The sequence below is a fragment of the Candidatus Enterococcus wittei genome (assembly GCF_002140175.1).
GTDB lineage: Bacteria > Bacillota > Bacilli > Lactobacillales > Enterococcaceae > Enterococcus_B > Enterococcus_B wittei.
In genome coordinates this window covers 92,952-114,391 of record NZ_NGMO01000005.1, presented here as the reverse complement: position 1 = coordinate 114,391, position 21,440 = coordinate 92,952, and the positions used below count along the sequence as shown (strand labels likewise).

The 21,440-nt window shown below is 38.6% G+C and carries 16 protein-coding genes; 13 read left to right on the top strand and 3 right to left on the bottom strand.

Annotated features, from left to right (window positions below):
- Positions 1–532: 532 nt before the first annotated feature.
- Entirely contained in the window at positions 533–2,332 is a 1,800-nt protein-coding gene (locus tag A5844_RS13000) for a M3 family oligoendopeptidase (RefSeq protein WP_086285595.1), read from the bottom strand.
- 121 nt (positions 2,333–2,453) lie between these two features.
- On the opposite strand from A5844_RS13000, the gene A5844_RS12995 reads away from it, so the two are divergent.
- Positions 2,454–2,960 (top strand): VanZ family protein, encoded by a 507-nt coding sequence (locus tag A5844_RS12995; protein WP_086285594.1) that lies wholly within the window; start codon positions 2,454–2,456, stop codon positions 2,958–2,960.
- Between the two features lie 99 nt (positions 2,961–3,059).
- Here the strand turns inward: A5844_RS12995 and A5844_RS12990 are convergent, their stop codons facing one another.
- Complete coding sequence (locus tag A5844_RS12990; protein WP_086285593.1) at positions 3,060–4,460, bottom strand: L,D-transpeptidase family protein; 1,401 nt, start codon at positions 4,458–4,460, stop codon at positions 3,060–3,062.
- A gap of 267 nt (positions 4,461–4,727) precedes the next feature.
- Positions 4,728–5,702, bottom strand: a complete 975-nt coding sequence (locus tag A5844_RS12985; protein WP_086285696.1) for an L-lactate dehydrogenase — start codon at positions 5,700–5,702, stop codon at positions 4,728–4,730.
- A 348-nt stretch (positions 5,703–6,050) separates the two neighbouring features.
- Between A5844_RS12985 and pth the strand changes: the two genes are divergently transcribed.
- From pth to lysS, 12 genes are all read left to right on the top strand, one after another.
- Positions 6,051–6,611 (top strand): aminoacyl-tRNA hydrolase, encoded by a 561-nt coding sequence (pth, locus tag A5844_RS12980; protein ID WP_086285592.1) that lies wholly within the window; start codon positions 6,051–6,053, stop codon positions 6,609–6,611.
- Between the two features lie 17 nt (positions 6,612–6,628).
- On the top strand, positions 6,629–10,150 hold the full coding sequence (gene mfd / locus A5844_RS12975) for a transcription-repair coupling factor (RefSeq protein WP_086285591.1): 3,522 nt from the start codon (positions 6,629–6,631) through the stop codon (positions 10,148–10,150).
- A 15-nt stretch (positions 10,151–10,165) separates the two neighbouring features.
- Entirely contained in the window at positions 10,166–11,758 is a 1,593-nt protein-coding gene (locus A5844_RS12970) for a putative polysaccharide biosynthesis protein (protein ID WP_086285590.1), read from the top strand.
- An 11-nt stretch (positions 11,759–11,769) separates the two neighbouring features.
- On the top strand, positions 11,770–12,045 hold the full coding sequence (locus tag A5844_RS12965; RefSeq protein ID WP_086285589.1) for an RNA-binding S4 domain-containing protein: 276 nt from the start codon (positions 11,770–11,772) through the stop codon (positions 12,043–12,045).
- Between the two features lie 64 nt (positions 12,046–12,109).
- Positions 12,110–12,535 (top strand): FtsB family cell division protein, encoded by a 426-nt coding sequence (locus tag A5844_RS12960; RefSeq protein WP_086285588.1) that lies wholly within the window; start codon positions 12,110–12,112, stop codon positions 12,533–12,535.
- A gap of 45 nt (positions 12,536–12,580) precedes the next feature.
- Entirely contained in the window at positions 12,581–13,060 is a 480-nt protein-coding gene (locus A5844_RS12955) for a S1 domain-containing RNA-binding protein (protein WP_086285587.1), read from the top strand.
- Between the two features lie 76 nt (positions 13,061–13,136).
- Positions 13,137–14,585, top strand: coding sequence for a tRNA lysidine(34) synthetase TilS (gene tilS, locus A5844_RS12950; RefSeq protein ID WP_086285586.1), 1,449 nt, complete (start codon positions 13,137–13,139; stop codon positions 14,583–14,585).
- A complete protein-coding gene (gene hpt / locus A5844_RS12945) occupies positions 14,585–15,130 on the top strand; it encodes a hypoxanthine phosphoribosyltransferase (protein WP_086285585.1) in 546 nt (181 codons plus the stop codon). Before tilS ends, hpt begins: the two co-directional genes overlap by 1 nt.
- 90 nt (positions 15,131–15,220) lie before the next feature.
- A complete protein-coding gene (gene ftsH / locus A5844_RS12940; RefSeq protein WP_086285584.1) occupies positions 15,221–17,290 on the top strand; it encodes an ATP-dependent zinc metalloprotease FtsH in 2,070 nt (689 codons plus the stop codon).
- A gap of 157 nt (positions 17,291–17,447) precedes the next feature.
- Positions 17,448–18,335 carry an Hsp33 family molecular chaperone HslO gene (gene hslO, locus A5844_RS12935; RefSeq protein WP_086285583.1) on the top strand — a complete coding sequence of 296 codons (888 nt, stop codon included), beginning with the start codon at positions 17,448–17,450 and terminating at the stop codon, positions 18,333–18,335.
- Positions 18,336–19,334 carry a tRNA dihydrouridine synthase DusB gene (gene dusB, locus A5844_RS12930; protein WP_086285582.1) on the top strand — a complete coding sequence of 333 codons (999 nt, stop codon included), beginning with the start codon at positions 18,336–18,338 and terminating at the stop codon, positions 19,332–19,334.
- A gap of 115 nt (positions 19,335–19,449) precedes the next feature.
- On the top strand, positions 19,450–20,946 hold the full coding sequence (lysS, locus tag A5844_RS12925) for a lysine--tRNA ligase (RefSeq protein ID WP_086285581.1): 1,497 nt from the start codon (positions 19,450–19,452) through the stop codon (positions 20,944–20,946).
- The last annotated feature ends 494 nt before the right edge of the window (positions 20,947–21,440 follow it).

Sequence of the window (21,440 nt, the reverse complement as noted above, 5' to 3'; positions counted from 1 at the left end):
CTTACCACGTAGCTATTTCATTAGGTGGCGGACAATACATCCATGCACCACAACCAGGTGAAAGTGTTAAAGTTGGCTCAGTTCAATGGTATGCACCTGATTTCGCAGTAAGTATGTAATTATTGAAGAGTTAGTTCTTTACAGAGCTAACTCTTTTTTTTGAACAAATAAAAAAGACTGGATCAATCTAAAAGTAGATAAGTTACTTTTGATTGATCCGGTCATTTTGTTTTACTATGAATTGATAGAAATCGATCCTGATATGGAGCTAAGCATCTTTGCCACAACTTTGTTAAATGGTGTTCCATCAGTTGATCCTGGGTATTAAGGTGAAAATCATAAAATTTGAAGAAGTATTTTCTCAAATTCCGCCTTAATACTCGGAATTGAACATCTTTGTCACGACATCTAATAAACGGTGTTCAAGAAGCTGAACTTCGGTAATAAGCCAAAAAAATAAAAAATGTGAAGAACCATTTTCTATTTTTCTGTCTTATTACTCAGCTCAAAACGCTTCTTTCACAACCTCTATTTAAACGAATTCTTCTGATAGTTCCATGAAGGTATTAATGTCTTCTAATACCATGTTGATGCCTGCTTGCCAGAAGTCTGGTTTTGTCAAATCTACTCCCAAATGTTTTTGTGCTAGTTCTTCGGTGGTCATGGAAGCAGTGTCTCTTAAAAAATTGATGTATTCTTGTTCAAAACTTGCCCCTTGCTTGTTGGCATGGGCATAAATCCCAAGGCTGAATAGGTAACCAAAAGTGTAAGGGAAGTTATAAAAAGGAACATCATCAATGAAGAAGTGTAATTTTGAAGCCCAAAAGTGGGGATGATAGGTGGCTAAGCCATTATTATAGCCTTCTTTTTGCGCTTCAATCATCATATCTGTTATTTCATTCTCGGATACTAAACCTTCTTGGCGTGCTTGATAAAAACGATTTTCAAAGATAAAACGAGAATGGATATTCATAAACATAGCTAAAGCATTTTGTAATTTTGTGTCTAAAAGATTGATTTTTTCTTCTTTTGTTGTGGCAGATTTCAAAGTAGCATCTGCAACGATCAACTCGGCAAAAGTGCTGGCTGTTTCTGCGACGTTCATTGCGTATTCACGATTCAATGATGGTAAGTCCCACATCGTACTACTGTGGAAGGCATGTCCAAGCTCGTGTGCAAGAGTGGCTACTTCATTGACTGAATTACTGTAAGTCATGAATATTCTTGATTCTTGGGTTTCAGGTAATTCAGTGCAATAGCCTCCAGGGCGTTTTCCAGGACGGTCTTCTGCTTCGATCCAGCTCTTCTCAAATGCTGATTGAGCAAAATCAGCCATTTTAGGACTGAACTTCTTGAAGTTTTCGATGATGAAAGCTGCAGCTTCATCAAAAGTAAATGTTTTTTCTTCCAAATCGCCGAGGATCACTGGTGCATCTTGGTCTTGCCATTCCATTTTTTCTTTGCCAAAAAGATTTGCTTTTCTAGTTAAATAGTCAACGAGTGGTTGCTTATTTTTTTGGATGGTTTCCCACATAACATCTAAAGTTTCTTTCTGTAAACGATTATATTCTAAAGGTTTTTGCAAGAAATCAGTTATACCATGTAGCTTGTATGTGGATAGACGGAAACCATCCAGATGATTCAATGTATCTGCAAAGATCGGGGCTTTTTCTTTCCAAGCTGCTTCCCAAGCAATAAATAGTTTTTTACGAATTTCCGGATCTGGATCACTCATCATTTTATTGAAGGCTTGACCAGCAGATAGTTCAATGATTTCTCCCTCTTGTTCAAATGGGATCGTCACACTCGCCACAATCGTATCATAGTGACTGCTCCAAGCATTCAATCCATCTAAAGAAAGTGTATTGATGATATGTTCCTCTGCTTCTGATAATAACTGTCTGCCATCTCGACGGATTTCATTCATTCGAAAGGCAACAGGTTTGAAGTGTTCATCTTCGATTAGTTTGGTCCAATCATTGTCAGATATTTCTGCAAATTTGTTCGACAAAATCGTATCGGCAGCTTGCCAGCGAGGGAGTAGTGCGTATAGTTTCCCCGATAAAATTTTTGCTTCGGAATCTTTTACATTCGCTGATAGAAGAGCAGTGATGTAGCTATTGCATTGCTCGAAGCCGTTTGTTACTATTTCTTGGCTATTTAAAATTTCTGCAAGTGGCTCTAGTTCACCTAGAGAAAATATCCATTCGCTCGTTTGATTATAATAAGTATCCATTTGTTCACCTAATTCTTTCAAACGTTGGTGTAAAGCTGATGAGTTACTTCCTCCAGGAAAAATAGAATCTAAATCCCAATTGAGTGAATATGTCATGAAAAAACCCCTCTCATAATTATAGTGCTATTTCTAGTATAGCATTTAAATAGGGATTAAGTCTTGGGGAAAAGATTGTCCTTTTTTCAAAAAATGCTATGATAGATAGCAGAGGTGACGTATGAAATCTTTACAAAAACAAAGAAAAAATGGGGATTTTTATTTAATAATTGCTTTAGTGATCATTGCTATCTTATTTTACAGCTCTTCTCAAACTTACGGTCAACAGTCACAAGTTTCAAGAATCGATGAATGGTTTCCCAATCAACCCTTTAAAGATATGTTGAGTGGGATTCAATTTACGTATGGAGGAAGTGTTGTAAGTATCGATTCTCTAGGCTACAGTAAATTTATTGAGTTCTTTCTTAGGAAAGGGGCACATTTTGGCACCTATTTTATATTAGGTGGTAGTTTGTATTTAGGAGTGTTTCCTAAAATGAGGATTTGGTGGTTAACGGGGATTCTGGCTTGGCTTTCTGCTACAGGTTATGCAGGACTAGATGAGTTTCATCAAATGTTAACTGGTGATCGTTCACCGATGTTTCAAGATGTGATGCTTGATTCTATGGGGGCATTAACTGCGGTTATTTTATGTATCCTATTTACCTTTTTACGAAAAGGAAGATAAAAAAGAGGATGTGAGTATCTGTTCAACTCCGAGAAACGAATCGGAGATAAACAAGTACGCACATCCTCTTTTGATTGTGGTAGTTGTCTGGATCAAAAATTAGAAGATTAAAACAGGCACACCTTTTTCAATCATGCCATATAATTCTTTCATAACATTGGGTGGTGTATTCACACAGCCGTGAGAACCACGTGTTTTCCATAAGTCTCCACCGTATTCTGGTTGCCAATCTGAGTCATGGATTCCCACGCCAGTCCAATCAACTGGGAGCCAATACTTGACGGGACTTTCATAAGGTGTTCCATCGTCATTTGTACCCTTAAGAGTGGCATTTTCTTCTTTATTCCACACATAGAATACCCCAGAAGGAGTCGGTGTTGAAGGTTTTCCAGAAACGATTGGGGTTTCTAAAGCAACTTTGCCATCTTTGTAGTACCACATATGTTGATTTTCTAAATCAACTTCGATATACGTATCTTCGATCAATTTATGATCAGCAGTTGTACTTCCTTGTACGATCGGTGAGCGAGTGAAATCTTCGCCGGCTAAGATTGCTTCGGTCAAACTTTCTGTTTCAGCATCGGTTTGGATCGTCCAGCTGTAAGTGCCAGCAGGAACGGTAACTTCGCCCCGTTTTGTACTTTTGAATTTCGTATCATTTGTACTTGTATTATATTTTGTTCCTAATTCTGTTACATATTGACGAACTTGTTCTGTATCAAGACCCACTTTGCCATCTTCATAAGTCAGCCAGTTAAGAATATCAGAAGCAGGAATTGTTATGGTTTCACCATTTATACTGTAAGTACCTTTTACTTTTGCGATATCATTCATTGCATTCAACTGTTCATTCAATTTTTTGTCTGTCGAAGTGACTGCTGGCTTTTCTTGGAATTCCGTCAGATCGATTGTTTCTTGTCCGTCATTAATAGCTGTCGTTAGTTTCTTTGCGACTGCCTTAATGTCTATTGTATTTCCTTTAACCTCGGGTTTGATTTTGAATGTGTCCCCAGACTTTTCGATCGTTGCATCTTCTGTCGGTGTTCGTTCTTGATTCATGGCAGTCAACTCAGTAGTCAAAGTATTGATGGTTTGGTCCAATAACTCACTGTTGGAAGCTATTGGGTCAATTTCTTGTTTTTCAGCAGCTGAGACATAATTCATTCCCCATGTCCAAGCATTTTGAGATTGCAATATCGGTGTTAAGTCAGAAGAAAAATCATCCTTGTAACCTAATTCCGATTTGGCGATTTCCTTCCAAGTCGTGCCATTTTCTTTAATGGAAATCTTCTCGTTTGAATAAGTATCTTGAAGTTTGGTATTTGCTTGAGCGACAGTTAAATTGCCTACATTTATCGAATTGATTTCTGTTTTAGGTAGAAAACGATTCGCGTAATATGTACTGCGATAAGTGTAAAAACTGATTAATACTAGGATCACACCGAGTGCAGAAAGCAAACCAATGTGTATTGATTTTTTTCGATGAGAAGATCTTGTCATAGCGGCAACTCCTTAATTAATAATGTTAGGGTGTAACGACTCTATCATAGCATAATTTAAAGTAAAAGACGAAAAGAACTATCTCTTTATAGAAAATTTAAGTACCTTTAAAAAAATGAAAATTTCAAATCCAACAGAAAACCTTTATTCTTTTATTTATTGGAAAAAAGCAGAAATCCTTTGAAAATATAAGAATCATTTTCGAGATTTCTGCTTTTTAGGTATTTATTCAATTTAAAGAGGAATGCTCTTTCCCTTTGGATCTATTTATTCAGCATCTAATTTAGAAAAAGCTTCATCTAAGATGTCTTTTAATTGTTTGGCTGAAGCAGTCATACGATCTTGTTCGCTATCGCTTAAAGGAATTTCGATTACTTTTTGGATACCTTGACGGTTGATTACCGCAGGAGCACCAATGTAAATATCGTTTAAGTCATATTCACCGTTCATGTAAACAGATAATGGTAGAACGGCATTTTCATCGTCAAGAATAGCGCGAGTGATACGTGCTAGAGCAACAGCGATACCATAGAAAGTTGCACCTTTTTTCTCGATGATTGTGTAAGCTGCATCACGTACGCCGAAGAACAAGTTAACCATTGCTTCTTCATCGATGTCTGGGTTGTTTTTCACCCATTCATAGATTTGCAAACCAGCAACATTGGCATGTGACCATACTGGGAATTCAGAGTCTCCATGTTCACCTAAGATATAGGCATGGACGTTACGTGCATCAACGTCGACTAGTTCAGCAAGAGCTTGACGGAAACGTGCAGAGTCTAGAGAAGTACCTGAACCGATTACACGTTCCTTAGGGAAGCCTGAGAATTTCCATGTTGAGTAAGTTAAAATGTCTACTGGGTTAGCAGCAACTAAGAAAATACCATTAAAGCCTGATTCAACGATTTGCGTCACGACTTGGCGGTTGATTTTTAAGTTTTTATTTACTAAATCTAAACGAGTTTCACCAGGTTTTTGAGGAGCACCAGCAGTAATAACAACTAAGTCTGCATCATGTGCATCTTCGTAAGTAGCAGCGTAGATTTTCTTAGGAGAAGTGAAAGCTAAAGCATGTGATAAATCGATTGCATCTCCTTCGGTTTTTGCTGTGTTGATGTCGATGATACCTACTTCTTGAGCGATATTTTGTGTAACTAATGCAAACGCATAGCTAGAACCTACGGCACCGTCTCCAACAAGAATTACTTTTTGATGATCTTTTTTTTCTGCAGCTGCAGTCATTTGTATCAATCCTTCCAGTGATTTGTTTTTCCATGCTAATGCTACCATTTATCAGGCTTTCTGTCACGCTATTTGGTTATAAAATGTAACAGATAACAAGGTTGTATTATATGTAAAAGCTTACATGTGCGTTATTTCACTATTTGTAAAAACCAATGATTTCATTAGAAAACGCATAGAAAATTAAATATTTTATCATTTTTTAAAAATCTATTTGAGGTATAACACTGGCTTTTGTGTTATACTAATTAAAGAAGAAATTTCAAAAAATAAATTGAGTCAAGGACTGGACCGCTTAGTAGCAGTCCAGCCTTTTGTGCTGTTTTATAAGATAGGATGGAATCAAAAATGAAGATGATCGTAGGGCTTGGAAACCCAGGAACAAAATATGAACATACAAAGCATAATATTGGATTTATGGTCGTTGATCGTTTAGCCGAAAAATATCAGACGGCTTTTAAGAAAAACACCTTTGAAGCGGAAGTTGCAGAATTTTTTCATGATGGAGAGAAGATTTTATTGGTTAAACCACAAACATTTATGAATGAATCAGGCCGAGCTGTCGGCCCGTTAATGACCTATTTTGGGATTTATCCCGAAGAATTAGTTGTCATTTATGATGATTTAGATTTGAATATCGGAAAGATCAGATTGCGTCAAAAAGGCAGCGCTGGTGGACACAATGGGATGAAGAGTATCATTTCTCATTTGAATAATACGGTATTTGATCGAATCAAAATTGGTATCGGTCGTCCAGAAGGAAAAAAAACGGTAGTTCAACATGTTTTAAGCCCATTCAGTAAAGAGGCGCAACCGTTGATTGAAAAAAGTATCGAACAAAGTGTAGAAGCAATAGAATTCTTACTTGAGGGACATTCATTTGTTGAAACGATGAATCAATTTAATTAAGGAAGGAGAACGAAGAAATGGATATCACCCAATTAATCGGGCAAGATCCTCAAGTGACTGAATGGGTCGCAAATATAAAAGAACGTATGCCAAGACAGTTAATCACCGGATTAGCAGGCTCTGCAAAAACATTATTATTTGCTCATGCCTTTCAAAAAGCAAAGAAAAATCTTATTATCCTCATGCCAAATGTTTATTATGTCAATCAATTAGCAGAGGATTTGCAACAGGTTTTACCACCTGAGAAGATTCATTTATTTCCGGTGGATGAAGTACAGTCTGCTGAGATGGCTTTTTCTTCACCAGAAGCAAGAGCAGAACGTGTCGCAACATTAAATACACTCCAAAGTGAAGCGTTAGGCATTTATATTTTGCCCGTTGCTGCACTACACAAACGTCTTCCTGCTAAAGAAACTTGGAAAAAGGCTCAAATAAATTGGCAAGTAGGCGATGAAATTGAGGTTGAGGATCTGCCGCGTCAATTGACATTGATGGGGTATGAGCGTACGGAAATGGTGGCTAAACCTGGTGAATTCAGTTTGCGGGGGAGTATCGTGGATATTTATCCTCTGACCTTAGAATACCCAGTACGGATTGAATTGTTTGATGTTGAAATCGATTCTATGCGGTATTTTGAAGCAGACACCCAACGCTCGATTGAAAAAATAAATGAAGTTTGGTTACCGCCAACGAGTGAACAAGTCTATTCTACAGTAGATCTTCAACATGGGATTAAACAAATAGAAAATCTATTAGAGAAAAAATTAGCGACAACTACAGACGAAACCCAACGGCAATTTTTGCATGATTATTTTGGTCAACTAATCTCAGCTTGGCAGGCAAATACACCGACAGAAGAGTCTAAGTTTTATGCCGATCTTTTATATCAAGAAGATACAACAATTCTTGATTATTTCCCTACGGATAGTCTATTGGTTGTTGATGATTATCAACGGATCATGGAAACTAATCGGGAAATGGAGAGAGAAGCGGCAGAATGGCATACGCAAAAAATCAGTGAGTTGCGCGTATTCTCAGAACAAAAATTTGCAAGAGATGTACACAGCATCATTCAAAAAGAAAAATTTATTACTACCTTCTTCTCCTTGTTTCAAAAAGGGATGGGAAACTTGCGGTTTCAAGCACTTCATCAATTTCAGTATCGAACCATGCAACAATTTTTTGGGCAAATGCCTTTGTTGAAGACTGAGATGGATCGTTGGCGTAAACAAGAACAAACTGTGGTGATTTTCATTCCGACCAAAGATCGGATCAGAAAAGCCGAGCAGATGTTACGTGATGAAGACATAGTAGTTGTAGAAACGGAATATGATCAGCTGATCAAAGGGCAAGTTCAACTAGTAGCAGGTGCTTTGCAAACTGGGTTTGAACTTCCTCAAGAAAAAGTGGTAGCTATTACGGAAAAAGAAATTTTCCAAAAAACAACGAAGAAGCAGACACGTCGTCAAACAGTTACGAATGCGGAACGGTTAAAAAGTTACAATGAATTAAAAGCTGGTGACTATGTCGTTCATGCAAATCATGGGATCGGGAAATATATAGGCATGGAAACACTAGAAGTTGATGGTGTCCATCAAGACTACATGACGATCGTTTACCAAAATGACGACAAGTTGTTTATTCCTGTCACTCAGTTGAACTTGATCCAAAAATATGTTGCTTCGGAATCCAAGGCACCACGGATCAATAAACTAGGTGGGAGTGAATGGTCCAAAACAAAACGAAAAATATCTTCAAAAATCGAAGATATTGCCGATGACCTCATTCAACTATACGCCGCTCGAGAATCAGAAAAAGGCTATGCTTTTGGTCCAGATGATGCTTATCAAAAAGAATTTGAAAATGCGTTTCCTTATTCGGAAACAGATGATCAATTACGAAGTGCAGCAGAAATCAAAAGAGATATGGAAAAAGAAAAGCCAATGGATCGACTGCTCGTAGGAGATGTTGGCTATGGGAAAACCGAGGTTGCTTTACGAGCAGCTTTCAAGGCCGTGAAAGAAAGCAAACAAGTCGCTTTTCTCGTGCCGACGACTATCCTTGCACAACAGCACTATGAAACGATGCTAGAGAGATTCGAAGGGTTTCCGGTGAATGTTGGTTTATTGAGCCGATTTAGAACGAAAAAACAGCAAAAAGAAACGCTAGAACAATTGCGTACAGGCCAACTTGATATTGTAGTGGGGACCCATCGTGTCTTATCAAAAGATATCGAGTTCAGTGACTTAGGCTTATTGATTGTTGACGAGGAACAACGTTTTGGTGTAAAACATAAAGAACGGTTGAAACAATTACGTGCGCAAGTCGATGTATTGACTTTAACAGCGACACCTATTCCTCGCACGTTGCATATGTCCATGTTAGGGGTTCGAGATCTTTCAGTGATCGAGACACCACCAGCTAATCGTTATCCGATTCAAACTTACGTCATGGAAAAAAATCCTGGGGCAATCCGTGAAGCTATCCATCGTGAAATGGGTCGAGGCGGACAGGTTTTTTATCTGTATAATCGGGTGGAAACGATTGAACGTAAAGTAGAAGAGATTCAAGCGCTAGTACCAGAAGCTAGAATCGGGTATGCTCATGGACAAATGAGTGAAGCTCAACTAGAGAATACGTTATTTGATTTTATTGAAGGACAATATGACGTGCTAGTGACAACGACGATTATTGAGACAGGGGTAGATATCCCAAATGCGAATACTTTGTTTGTTGAAAATGCAGATTATATGGGCTTATCTACTTTGTATCAATTGCGTGGGCGTGTTGGTAGAAGTAATCGGGTGGCTTATGCTTACTTCATGTATGAACAACAAAAAATCCTGAATGAAGTTAGCGAAAAACGACTACAAGCAATCAAAGATTTTACAGAATTAGGTTCTGGATTTAAGATCGCCATGCGAGATCTTTCTATTCGTGGAGCTGGAAATCTTTTAGGAGCGCAACAGCATGGTTTCATTGATGCGGTTGGCTTTGATATGTACTCACAAATGTTAAGTGAAGCAGTTGCTCGTAAACAAGGGAAAAACAAACAGACAGAAAAAACGGCTGTTGAAATTGATTTAGGTGTAGATGCCTACTTACCTGAAGAATATGTTTCTGATCAACGTCAAAAAATCGAGATATACAAACGTATTCGAGAGCTTGACTCACAAGAAATGTTAGAAGAGCTGGAAGAAGATCTATTAGACCGGTTTGGTGAATATCCAGAAGAAGTAGCTCATCTATTAACGATTGGGCAAATCAAAATGGATGGTGATCGTGCTCTCCTTGAAATGATCCGTAAACAACAGCAAACTATCGTATTCAAGTTGAGTAAAGCGGGAACGAAACGCTACACAGTGGAACAATTATTCGAGGCATTGACAGCAACGAAGCTGAAAGCAGGGCTTGGGGTTGAAAAGGAACAAATGGTCATTCGTTTGACTGTTCCTCCACAAACAGCAACTGCTGTGTGGTTACAAGAAATCCAACAGTTCGTCAAAGCGTTGCGGCAGCAAAAATACACCATTGGATAGGAAGGAGCTGGGCCATTGGATCATAAAGAGATGCGTCGGGTGATGCATGGAGCATTTATTCTGACAGTTGCTTCCTTTATCGCCAAAATACTGAGTGCATTGTATCGGATTCCATTACAAAACTTGGTTGGTGATGAAGGTTTCTATGTGTACCAGCAAGTTTATCCGATTTATGGTATCGCTATGACTTTAGCTTTGTCAGGACTTCCTCAGTTTATCTCAAAGTATGTAGCAGAAAGAAAAAGCCCTTTGGAGCAAAAACAAGCCCTTAAAAGACTTTACCCACTAGTTTTTTGGACCGGCATTTTTCTTTGGGTATTCGTCTTTTCATTTAGCCATTGGATTGCTAGGCTGATGGGGGATGAACAATTGATGCCCTTGATCCGGGTCGTTTCATTTACTTTTTTATTGATGCCGGGATTGTCTTTTTACCGAGGGAATTTCCAAGGGAGATTTTTGATGGAGCCTACAGCTGTATCTCAAGTAGTTGAGCAGCTTGTCCGTGTGTCGATCATTGTTTTTAGTGCGATCGCCTTTCAAAAATTTGGTTGGACAGTCTATCAGACAGGAACCGCCGCAATGAGTGGTGCCGTTTTCGGTGGTGTTTGTGCCTACCTTGTTTTATACTACTATGAACAGAAAATCCACGGTGGGGTATTGAGTTTTCGACATTTTCCGATTATTAACAAGCCTTCTAAATCCTTAGTACGGCGCTTTTTAATTGAGGGAGGATTAGTATCCATTTACAGTGGGTTGTTGATCTTTTTTCAATTAATTGATTCTTTTTTTGTTAAAAATGCTTTGCAAGTCTATGGTTTGTCGGAACAAGCGGCTAAAATTGCGAAAGGGGTATATGATCGTGGTCAACCATTGGTGCAACTAGGTCTAGTGATTGCAACGGCTTTGAGTGCCACTTTCTTACCCGCATTGACAAAATATCTAACAACCGCAGTTCATGGGCAGTTTTTTACTACAGCAAAAATTTATCTGCGTTTAACGACTGCGTTGGCATTAGCTGCTTCGGTTGGTTTAGCTGTACTTTTACCTTATATCAACTATGCGCTTTTTAAAGATTATGCAGGAAACTTTACGCTAGTTTTATTTGTCTTTGCGATTGCTCTGACAGCGGTTATCCAATCGTATCAAAGTATTGCTCAAAGTAAAAATTCTTTTCGGTTTTCTTTAAGAGGGGCTGGTTGGGGATTATTGGCAAAGTTATTATCTACCCCGTTACTGACGGGTTATTTAGGGACGGTCGGTGCTAGCTTGTCTACCTTGTTTGGTCTTTCCATAACTTTGTGGTATTTTATCCATACTGAATCATCAGAAATCAATGATTTTTGGAAAGAACGACACTTTGGGAAAAAACTTATCCGATGTTTAGGATTGATGGTAGTTGCTTTATTTCTATATTATGGAGTATTAAGTCTTTTTGGGCCCATCCATCATCGATCATCTGCGCTATTAGCTAGTATCGGTGGTGTGGGTATAGGAGTCACTGTATTTATTTATGCGGTGATCTGGACGAAACTGTTTACGCTTCGTGAGTGGTTGCTCTTACCGTTTGGCAAAAAAATATTACGTTTAAAAAATACAAAAGAAAGATAGGTGAAAAAAAGGTGCGATTAGATAAATTTTTGAAAATTTCTAGGATTATCAAGCGACGTTCTGTAGCAAAAGAAGTAGCAGACAAAGGAAGAATCCAAGTTAATGGGAAATTAGCCAAGTCTTCGAGTGATGTCAAAGTAGGGGATCAATTGAAAATCCAGTTTGGAAATAAAACCATGGAAATAAAAGTCATGGAATTGCATGAATCAACGAAAAAAGAAGACGCTCAAAGAATGTATGAAGTACTCTCAGAAACTCGCGTGCAAAACACGAGCGAAATAGATTAGACAAGCATTCATGATGTTGGTATAATAAAGAACGACAATCAAAAAAAGATTGGAGCGAATATAAGTGACAAAAAAAAGCAACAAAATAGCTGCACTGGATACAGAGTATGCCAAAAAAAAATATGTCGAATTTCAACAACAACAACGCCAATTGATTTTTCGTAGACGTAGGTTAGCGGCCATCTTTTTAGGTGCTTTAGTCATTTTCGCTGTTATAGGTTTCCAAATTTTTCATGATATGCAAAAAATGAATACATTAAATGAATTAAAAGTTGAAGCTGATACAGAGCTAAGACAGCTAAATGAAGATGTCAATCAGCTAAATGAAGATGTCACGTTGCTCAAGGATGAAGATTATGTGGCGAAACTTGCTAGAAGTAAGTTCTTTTATTCGAAAGATGGTGAGCAAGTCTACCCAGTCCCAGATTCAACAACGAGCAATCCAACAGAAGGTAACGATAAAACAACGAGTTCAACAACTGCCCCATAGGCGGTAATATAAAAAAGGGAAATAATTAGGAGGAACATTTTTTTTATGTCAATCGAGGTAGGAGCAAAACTGCAAGGAAAAGTTTCAGGAATCACAAATTTTGGCGCATTTATTGATCTAGGAGCTGGTAAGACGGGTCTCGTTCATATCAGTGAAGTATCCAACGGGTATATCAAAGATATTCATGATGTTTTAAGCGTTGGTGATGAAGTAACGGTAAAAGTCATTACAGTGAATGATGATGGAAAAATCGGCTTATCTATCCGCAAGGCACAAGAGCAACCAGTAGCATCAGCAGATTCTACTGATGAAAGTCGTCAAAAAAGATATCCACAAAAAGATTCTCGAGATAATCGAGGTCGTACACCGCAGAAAAAATCTTTTTCTCGCAGTCAATCTTCTAATGTGAAAGAAGACTTCGATTCATTGATGAGTTCATTCTTAAAAGACAGCGATGATCGATTGACTTCCTTGAAGCGTAACACAGAAGGGAAACGTGGCGGACGTGGTGGACGCCGTAGCTAATTAAGCGAAAAATGAGGGCAGGCAATTGTCGCAGACTTTTGTCCGCTCTTTTTCTTTTGTGAAGGAGGTAGAAACGATGACTGTTAGTGAAAAGGAAAAAAAGTCAGTGAATCTGAAAAATAGATTTATCCAACAAGGAATGCAACAAGGTTATTGGACAAACGAGTCAAAGATCTTAGTTGCAGTATCGGGTGGAGTCGATTCTATGGTTCTTCTTGATTGGTTGTTAACAGCACAGCAACAAATGGGTTTTGCCTTAGGAGTAGTCCATGTGGATCATCAGTTGCGATCTTCTTCGGCACAAGAAGCTGATTTTCTTGCAAAGTATTGTCAGGCTAAGCAATTGCCTTTTTATCTAGAAATCTGGCCACAACCAGTAGACCAGGGAGTCGAAACTGCTGCACGAAAATTCCGTTATCAAGTGTTTGATCATGTGATGCGTATAGAAGGTTATGATATTTTGATGACGGCACATCATGGAGATGATCAAATTGAAACCATTCTAATGAAATTGCTTAGAAGTGGGCAATTAAGAACCTATGCTGGGATCAAAGCATTGCAACGTTTTTCATGCGGTCGCTTAATCCGTCCATTGCTCCCTTTCAGCAAAGAGGAATTGTATCAATATGCAGCTACTGAACAAATCCCGTTTTTTGAAGATTATACGAATAAAGAATTGACGATCCAAAGAAATCGACTGCGTCATTTAGTGATTCCTCAACTGAAGAAAGAAGACCCACAAACACTGCAACATTTCCAAAAGTTTTCCCAGCAATTAAGTTGGGCGGACCAGTTCATTCAACAGCAAATGAATCAACGGATTGCTGAATGTATCGAAAAACTAGAAAATGTATTTGTTATACCATGGTCAGTGGTTTCTTCAATGGAACAATCCGAACAATATTTCTTTTTGTATGCGTTCTTTGATTGGGCTTTTCCAACTACGCATGTAGCTATAAAAGAAAAACAAATCGAATCGATATTGACACAATTTGCCCAATCTAAAGGGCAATGGCAAATTGATATCGGTCGTTATTGGGTATTTGAAAAAGTTTATGAAGAGGTTCGACTACGTAAAAAAGAGAAAGACAAAGAATCTTGGATGACAGAAACGACAAAAATCCAACTGGTTCCTAATCAAACTATTCCTCTAAGTGAGACAGAACGGATAGGTATATATACACCAGAGAAATTAGCTGAGGCCTCGATTGATGATTCACTTTCAGTTTTCATGCATGATTTGTGGGTGACACCGGAACAAACCTTATTTGTTAGTCGTCGAAGTCCTGGAGATCGCATTCGATTGACGGATAAATTAACAAAAAAAGTATCGAGATATTTTATTGATCAAAAAATACCTAGCGATCAACGTATGCGTTCATGGGTCATTAAGGATAATGAAGAGAATTTACTAAGTCTGATCCCTTTTACCCGTTCATATTTGAGTATTAGTGCAGAAACTGATAAAATACACTACATACTTCTTTACAAATATCAAAAAGAAGCAATTGGAAGGAGAACCTGATGTTAGAAAAAGATATTGAAAAAGTATTGATCACGCAAGAAGAAATACAAGTTCGTTGTAAAGAACTAGGAAAAGAATTGACAGAGATTTATCAAGATAAGAATCCGTTGGTTGTCGGCGTTCTAAAAGGCGCAGTACCATTTATGGCAGATATCATCCGCTCGATTGATACGTACTTGGAGCTGGATTTCATGGATGTTTCAAGCTATGGCAACGCCACTGTTTCATCAGGTGAAGTGAAGATCGTGAAAGACTTGGATACGAATGTTGAAGGTCGAGATCTACTGATCGTTGAAGATATCATTGATAGTGGTCGGACGCTTGCTTATTTAGTGGATCTTTTTAAATATCGTAAAGCAAAATCAGTGAAGATCGTCACGCTACTTGACAAACCAGAAGGAAGAGTTGTAGACATTGAAGCAGATTACATCGGATTCAATGTGCCTAATGAATTTGTCGTAGGATATGGTTTAGATTATGCAGAAGCTTACCGAAACCTTCCATATATCGGTGTATTAAAACCGAGCGTTTATCAGTCAAATTAATCATCTATCTTTCATAAATTATGTTACAATAGAATGGTCAGGATTGATAAAAAATCTGCTAGTTAAAAATAACACATAGGGAGGACAACTATGAACAAAAAAAACAATGGCATGATGAAAAATGCCTTGTATTATGTCCTCGTAATCTTAGCGATGGTAATGGTCGTATACTTTATTTTTGGTAATAACGGCCAACGATCGTCAGATATCGAGTACTCAAAATTCACAGAACAATTACAAGAGGGTAAGATCAAAAACTTAGAGGTTCAACCTGCGAATGGTATTTATAAAATCACTGGTGAATACAAAGAGCAACAGACAGTTGCTAATAGTGGCGGTCTTGCGATCTTAGGTTCGACAGGAACCACGACCTCTCACTTTTCAACAATTATCTTGCCTAATGATACAACTTTGAGCCAAGTGACCGATCTTGCAAAAGATAATAATGTATCGATCATGATCAAAGAAGAGTCAAGCAGCGGCGTATGGGTATCCTTACTGTTAAGCTTCTTGCCGATTGTCATCATCATTTTCTTCTTCTACATGATGATGGGACAACAAGGCGGCGGCGGTGGCGGTGGCGGCCGTGTGATGAACTTTGGTAAGTCTAAAGCAAAAGAAGCGGATAAAAAAGCCAATCGTGTACGTTTTTCTGACGTTGCCGGTGCAGAAGAAGAAAAACAAGAATTGGTAGAAGTTGTTGAGTTCTTGAAAGATCCACGACGTTTCATCGAATTAGGGGCACGTATTCCAGCGGGTGTTCTTCTAGAAGGACCTCCAGGAACAGGTAAAACATTACTTGCAAAAGCCGTTGCCGGAGAAGCAGGCGTACCGTTTTATTCAATCTCGGGTTCTGACTTCGTAGAAATGTTTGTTGGGGTCGGCGCAAGCCGTGTCCGCGATTTATTTGAAACAGCGAAAAAGAACGCACCTGCGATCATCTTCATTGATGAAATCGATGCGGTTGGTCGTCAACGTGGCGCTGGTATGGGTGGCGGCCACGATGAACGTGAACAAACCTTGAACCAGTTACTTGTAGAAATGGACGGGTTTGATGGCAACGAAGGTGTTATCGTGATTGCAGCGACAAACCGATCTGATGTACTTGATCCAGCTTTACTTCGCCCAGGACGTTTTGACCGTCAAATCTTAGTCGGTCGCCCCGATGTTAAGGGTCGTGAAGCAATCTTGCGTGTTCATGCAAGAAACAAACCAATTGCAGACGATGTAGATTTAAAAGTCGTTGCACAACAAACACCAGGCTTTGCGGGTGCAGATTTAGAAAACGTATTGAACGAGGCAGCATTAGTAGCGGCTCGTCGTAATAAAAAGAAAATCGATGCTTCAGATATTGATGAAGCAGAAGATCGCGTGATTGCTGGACCAGCGAAGAAAGATCGCGTCATCAGCAAGCGTGAACGTGAAATGGTTGCTTACCATGAAGCTGGGCACACGATCGTTGGACTTGTGCTGAGTCGAGCGCGTGTCGTTCACAAAGTTACAATTATTCCACGTGGGCGTGCAGGCGGTTATATGATCGCTTTACCAAAAGAAGATCAATTCCTTATGACAAAAGAAGATATGTTTGAACAAATCGTTGGATTGCTTGGTGGGCGAACAGCTGAAGAAATCATCTTTAACGTTCAGTCAACAGGAGCATCAAATGACTTTGAACAAGCAACCGCCCTTGCTAGAAGTATGGTAACTGAGTACGGAATGAGCGATCGTTTAGGACCAGTTCAATACGAAGGAAATCATCAAGTATTTGTTGGTCGTGACTACGGTCAAACAAAAGCTTATTCAGAACAAGTCGCTTTTGAAATCGATCAAGAAGTGCGTAAGATCTTGATGGATGCTCATGAAAAAGCGCGTGAAATCATCGAAGCACACCGTGCACAACATAAGTTGATCGCGGAAAAACTTCTTGAATTTGAAACATTGGATGCGAAAGCAATCAAGTCACTCTTTGAACAAGGGGTTATGCCTGAAGGAATGGAATCTTCAGATTACCCAAGTGAAAAAGAAGCGAAAACATTTGAAGAAGCAAAACGTGCATTAGAAGAAAAAGATGCAGAAAAACAAGCTGAAGAAAAACAAGAGTTTGAAGAAGAAAAAAAAGAATTGAATAAAGAATATCATCCAGAAAATCACGATGAATAATTTGAAAGAGGATCATGATGAAAATCATGGTCCTCTTTTTTTAAAAATAATAGAAATCTAAAGCAATGGTAAAAATACAAATTCAAAAGTTGAAAAATATAAAAGTTACTAGTATCATTCACTAGGAGTTTAAAATCGGGAAAAGAGGTACATACAAATGGAAGATTATTTAGTAAAAGCATTGGCACATGATGGATTTATTCGTGCCTATGCGGTGCAAGCGACAAATACTGTAGCAGAAGCACAAAGACGTCATGATACATGGCATACATCCTCAGCTGCTTTGGGTCGAGCGTTGGTCGGGAGTCTCTTACTGGGAGCAACTGTCAAAGGTGATGACAAAATAACCGTACGGATTCAAGGGGATGGACCAGCTAATGGGATTATCGTAGATGCGAACGGGAACGGTGATGTCAAAGGGTACATCAAAAACCCTCACTTAAGCCTACCATTAAATGCAGAAGGTAAACTTGATGTACGTGGTGCAGTAGGAACGCAAGGAATGTTTAGTGTGACAAAAGATCTGGGATTAAAAGAACCATTTTCTGGACAAACACCGATTGTCTCAGGAGAATTAGCAGAAGACTTTACTTATTATTTAGCTATCTCTGAACAAATCCCATCAGCCGTGGGTTTAAGTGTTTTAGTCAATACGGATGATACGATCAAAACTGCTGGAGGCTTCCTGATCCAGATCATGCCAGGAGCTGATGAGGAGACGATTGCAAATATTGAGGAGCAATTAAAAACGACACCGAGAATCTCAACTTTATTAGACGAGGGATTGACACCTGAAGAAATCTTAAAAGGTTTGTTGGGAACAGATGAGTTACAAGTGTTGGAAAAAATGCCTGTGCAGTTCAAATGTGATTGTTCGAAAGAAAAATTTGGCGAAGCGATCATTGCCTTAGGTGCAGAAGAAATTCAAGCGATGATTGATGAAGACCACGGAGCAGAAGCAGTATGTTCTTTTTGCAATAATAAATATACGTACACCGAAGAAGAATTGACTGAGCTGAAAGCAGAAGCTTTAGGGGGGAAATAAGTGGAACACACATGGAAAATAGGAAATGTTGAAATTCCCAATCGTGTCGTGGTAGCACCAATGGCTGGAATCACGAATGCGGCATTTCGCGTAACTGTCAAAGAATTTGGTGCAGGGCTAGTCGTTTGCGAAATGATCAGTGATCAAGGCATTCATTTTCGTAATAAAAAGACATTGGAAATGTTGCATATCGAAGAGACCGAACATCCTTTAAGTCTCCAAATTTTTGGTGGGAACAAAGATACTTTAGTAGAAGCTGCGCAGTTTGTAGAAAAACATACAGCGGCAGATATCATTGATATCAACATGGGCTGTCCAGTTAATAAAATTATCAAAGCAGAAGCTGGAGCAAAATGGTTATTAGATCCAGATAAAGTTTATGAAATGGTCCATGCAGTCTCTTCTGCGGTTGATATACCAGTGACAGTCAAGATGCGGATCGGCTGGGATGAAGAGCATGTCTTTGCAGTAGAAAACGCACTTGCGGCCCAAGCAGCAGGAGCTGGCGCTATTGCGATGCATGGTCGTACCCGTGTCCAAATGTATGAAGGTAAAGCCGATTGGGAAGTGTTAAAGGAAGTAAAAAAACATTTATCGATCCCATTTATGGGAAATGGTGATGTGAAAACACCGGAAGATGCGAAACGCATGTTAGAATATGTCGGAGCAGATGGTGTGATGATCGGTCGAGCTGCATTAGGCAATCCATGGATGATCCACCGAACTCAACATTATTTAGAAACGGGTGAATTAATTCCAGAACCAACACCACGGGAAAAGATTGCCACAGCGAAGCTTCATTTGGAACGTTTGGTAAATTTAAAAGGTGAGGCGATTGCTTGTCGGGAATTTCGAACACACGCTTCTTACTATTTAAAAGGTATCTCACGAGCAGCCAAGATCAAATTAGCGATCAACCAAACAGAAAAACAGCAGGAAATCAATGGTCTTCTTGATCAATTATTAGAGAAATCAGAAAAATTAGCCGTAAAATCTTAAGCAATGATTCTAATTTTTTTGAGAATTTCAAGCCGAAAATCTAAGTTCGGCTTGCTTTTTTTACGTTTCATTGGCATTATAGGGAAGAGAATAAGATGAGAATGGAGGAACTTTTGTGACAGAGGAACAACAACATCAAGTAGAAGATTTAAACGATCAAATGATCGTTCGTCGTGAAAAAATGGAACAGTTAAGAGAAAATGGGATCGATCCTTTCGGCAAGCGATTTGAGCGCACGCATAATTCAAAAGAATTACATGAACTATTTGATCCACGTACAAAAGAAGAGTTAGCAGAAATGGGTCTAACTGCTAGTGTAGCAGGACGCATGATGACACGACGAGGAAAAGGAAAAGCGGGCTTTGCTCACTTGCAGGATCGTGATGGTCAAATCCAAATTTACGTTCGTAAAGACCGAGTGGGAGATGAAGCCTACGAAGTATTCAAACACGCAGATCTAGGGGATTTCTTTGGAGTGACAGGTGAAATCATGAAGACAGATACGGGTGAGGTTTCGATTAAAGCTTCTGAGATCACTATCTTATCAAAAGCACTTCGTCCATTACCTGACAAATATCATGGATTAACCAATATTGAACAACGTTATAGACAACGTTATCTAGATTTAGTAAGTAACCGAGACAGCTTTGACCGTTTCATGAAACGTAGTCAAATCATCAGTGAAATTCGTCGTTACTTAGACGGAAATGGCTATATTGAAGTAGAGACACCAGTCCTTCATAATGAAGCTGGTGGAGCAGCAGCTCGTCCATTCATTACCCATCACAATGCATTGGACATGGATTTATATTTACGTATCGCTTTAGAATTACACTTAAAACGTTTGATCGTTGGTGGAATGGAAAAAGTTTACGAAATCGGTCGAGTATTCCGTAATGAAGGAATCGATACAACCCACAATCCGGAATTTACAATGTTAGAGGCGTATACTGCTTATACTGACTTCCAAGATGTTATGAACTTAACAGAAGGAATTATCCGCAATGCGGCAGAAAAAGTTCTAGGTACTGCCAACATCACTTATGATGGACAAGCGGTTGACTTAGAGAGTGACTTTAAACGTGTGCATATGGTCGATGCAATCAAAGAGCATACTGGCGTCGATTTTTGGCAAGAAATGACATTAGAAGAAGCACTAGCGATTGCTAAAGAACACAATGTTGAAGTAACAGATGCAATGGGTGTTGGTCATGTCATCAATGAATTCTTTGAAACTTTTGTTGAAGAAACATTAGTACAGCCAACATTTGTTTATGGACATCCGGTAGAAGTATCGCCATTAGCGAAGAAAAATCCAGAAGACCCACGTTTTACTGATCGTTTTGAACTGTTCATCATAGGTAAAGAATTTGCCAATGCATTTACAGAATTAAATGACCCAATCGATCAAAGAGAACGATTTGAAGCACAAGAAAAAGAACGTGAATTAGGAAATGATGAAGCTCATGGAGTAGATGAAGACTTCTTGGAAGCATTGGAATACGGAATGCCACCAACAGGAGGTCTAGGAATCGGTATCGATCGTCTAGTCATGCTATTAACAGATGCACAATCAATTCGGGATGTCTTGTTATTCCCAACTATGCGTTAATTAAATGATAGCACAGTAGAGTTTATGTTAAAAAAGAGAAAATGGGGAATTCCCCATTTTCTCTTTTTTAGGCTTTGCTATTCAGGCTCGCGTATTATACTAATCTCATGAAATAAAATTAGCGATGGTATTGTGAAAAAAGGTCGAATGTCAAAAAAGTTAGGACATAAAGTAGATTACAATAGTTAAGACTAAATAAATACTTTTATATTAAATGTTCTTTAGGCAATGAACGGGAGAATCTAGATATAATTTTACGTGTTTTTATTTATGAACTGTGCCTCTTCATCGTTTCTTTTTAAAGAAATATGTTATTTTCATGAAGTAGTTATTTGAGTTGTGATTAAGTGAACTGACGAAACCGAATGATTAAGTGAGAACTAATGAAATAGGCTATATAATAGAAGATATAAACGAACGATTTGGTATTGTTTTATAATGATCAATCGCTAATTGAAAAAAACTTGAAAAAATACAAGAAATTCGTTGACCAA

Bases quoted from the DNA above. Each gene is read 5' to 3' on its own strand.
- hpt (WP_086285585.1), top strand. From the start codon at position 14,585: ATGTTAGAAAAAGATATTGAAAAAGTATTGATCACGCAAGAAGAAATA.
- hslO (WP_086285583.1), top strand. From the start codon at position 17,448: ATGGAAGATTATTTAGTAAAAGCATTGGCACATGATGGATTTATTCGT.
- A5844_RS12955 (WP_086285587.1), top strand. From the start codon at position 12,581: ATGTCAATCGAGGTAGGAGCAAAACTGCAAGGAAAAGTTTCAGGAATC.
- mfd (WP_086285591.1), top strand. From the start codon at position 6,629: ATGGATATCACCCAATTAATCGGGCAAGATCCTCAAGTGACTGAATGG.
- A5844_RS12995 (WP_086285594.1), top strand. From the start codon at position 2,454: ATGAAATCTTTACAAAAACAAAGAAAAAATGGGGATTTTTATTTAATA.
- A5844_RS12985 (WP_086285696.1), bottom strand. From the start codon at position 5,702: ATGACTGCAGCTGCAGAAAAAAAAGATCATCAAAAAGTAATTCTTGTT.
- ftsH (WP_086285584.1), top strand. From the start codon at position 15,221: ATGAACAAAAAAAACAATGGCATGATGAAAAATGCCTTGTATTATGTC.
- A5844_RS12990 (WP_086285593.1), bottom strand. From the start codon at position 4,460: ATGACAAGATCTTCTCATCGAAAAAAATCAATACACATTGGTTTGCTT.
- pth (WP_086285592.1), top strand. From the start codon at position 6,051: ATGAAGATGATCGTAGGGCTTGGAAACCCAGGAACAAAATATGAACAT.
- A5844_RS13000 (WP_086285595.1), bottom strand. From the start codon at position 2,332: ATGACATATTCACTCAATTGGGATTTAGATTCTATTTTTCCTGGAGGA.
- tilS (WP_086285586.1), top strand. From the start codon at position 13,137: ATGACTGTTAGTGAAAAGGAAAAAAAGTCAGTGAATCTGAAAAATAGA.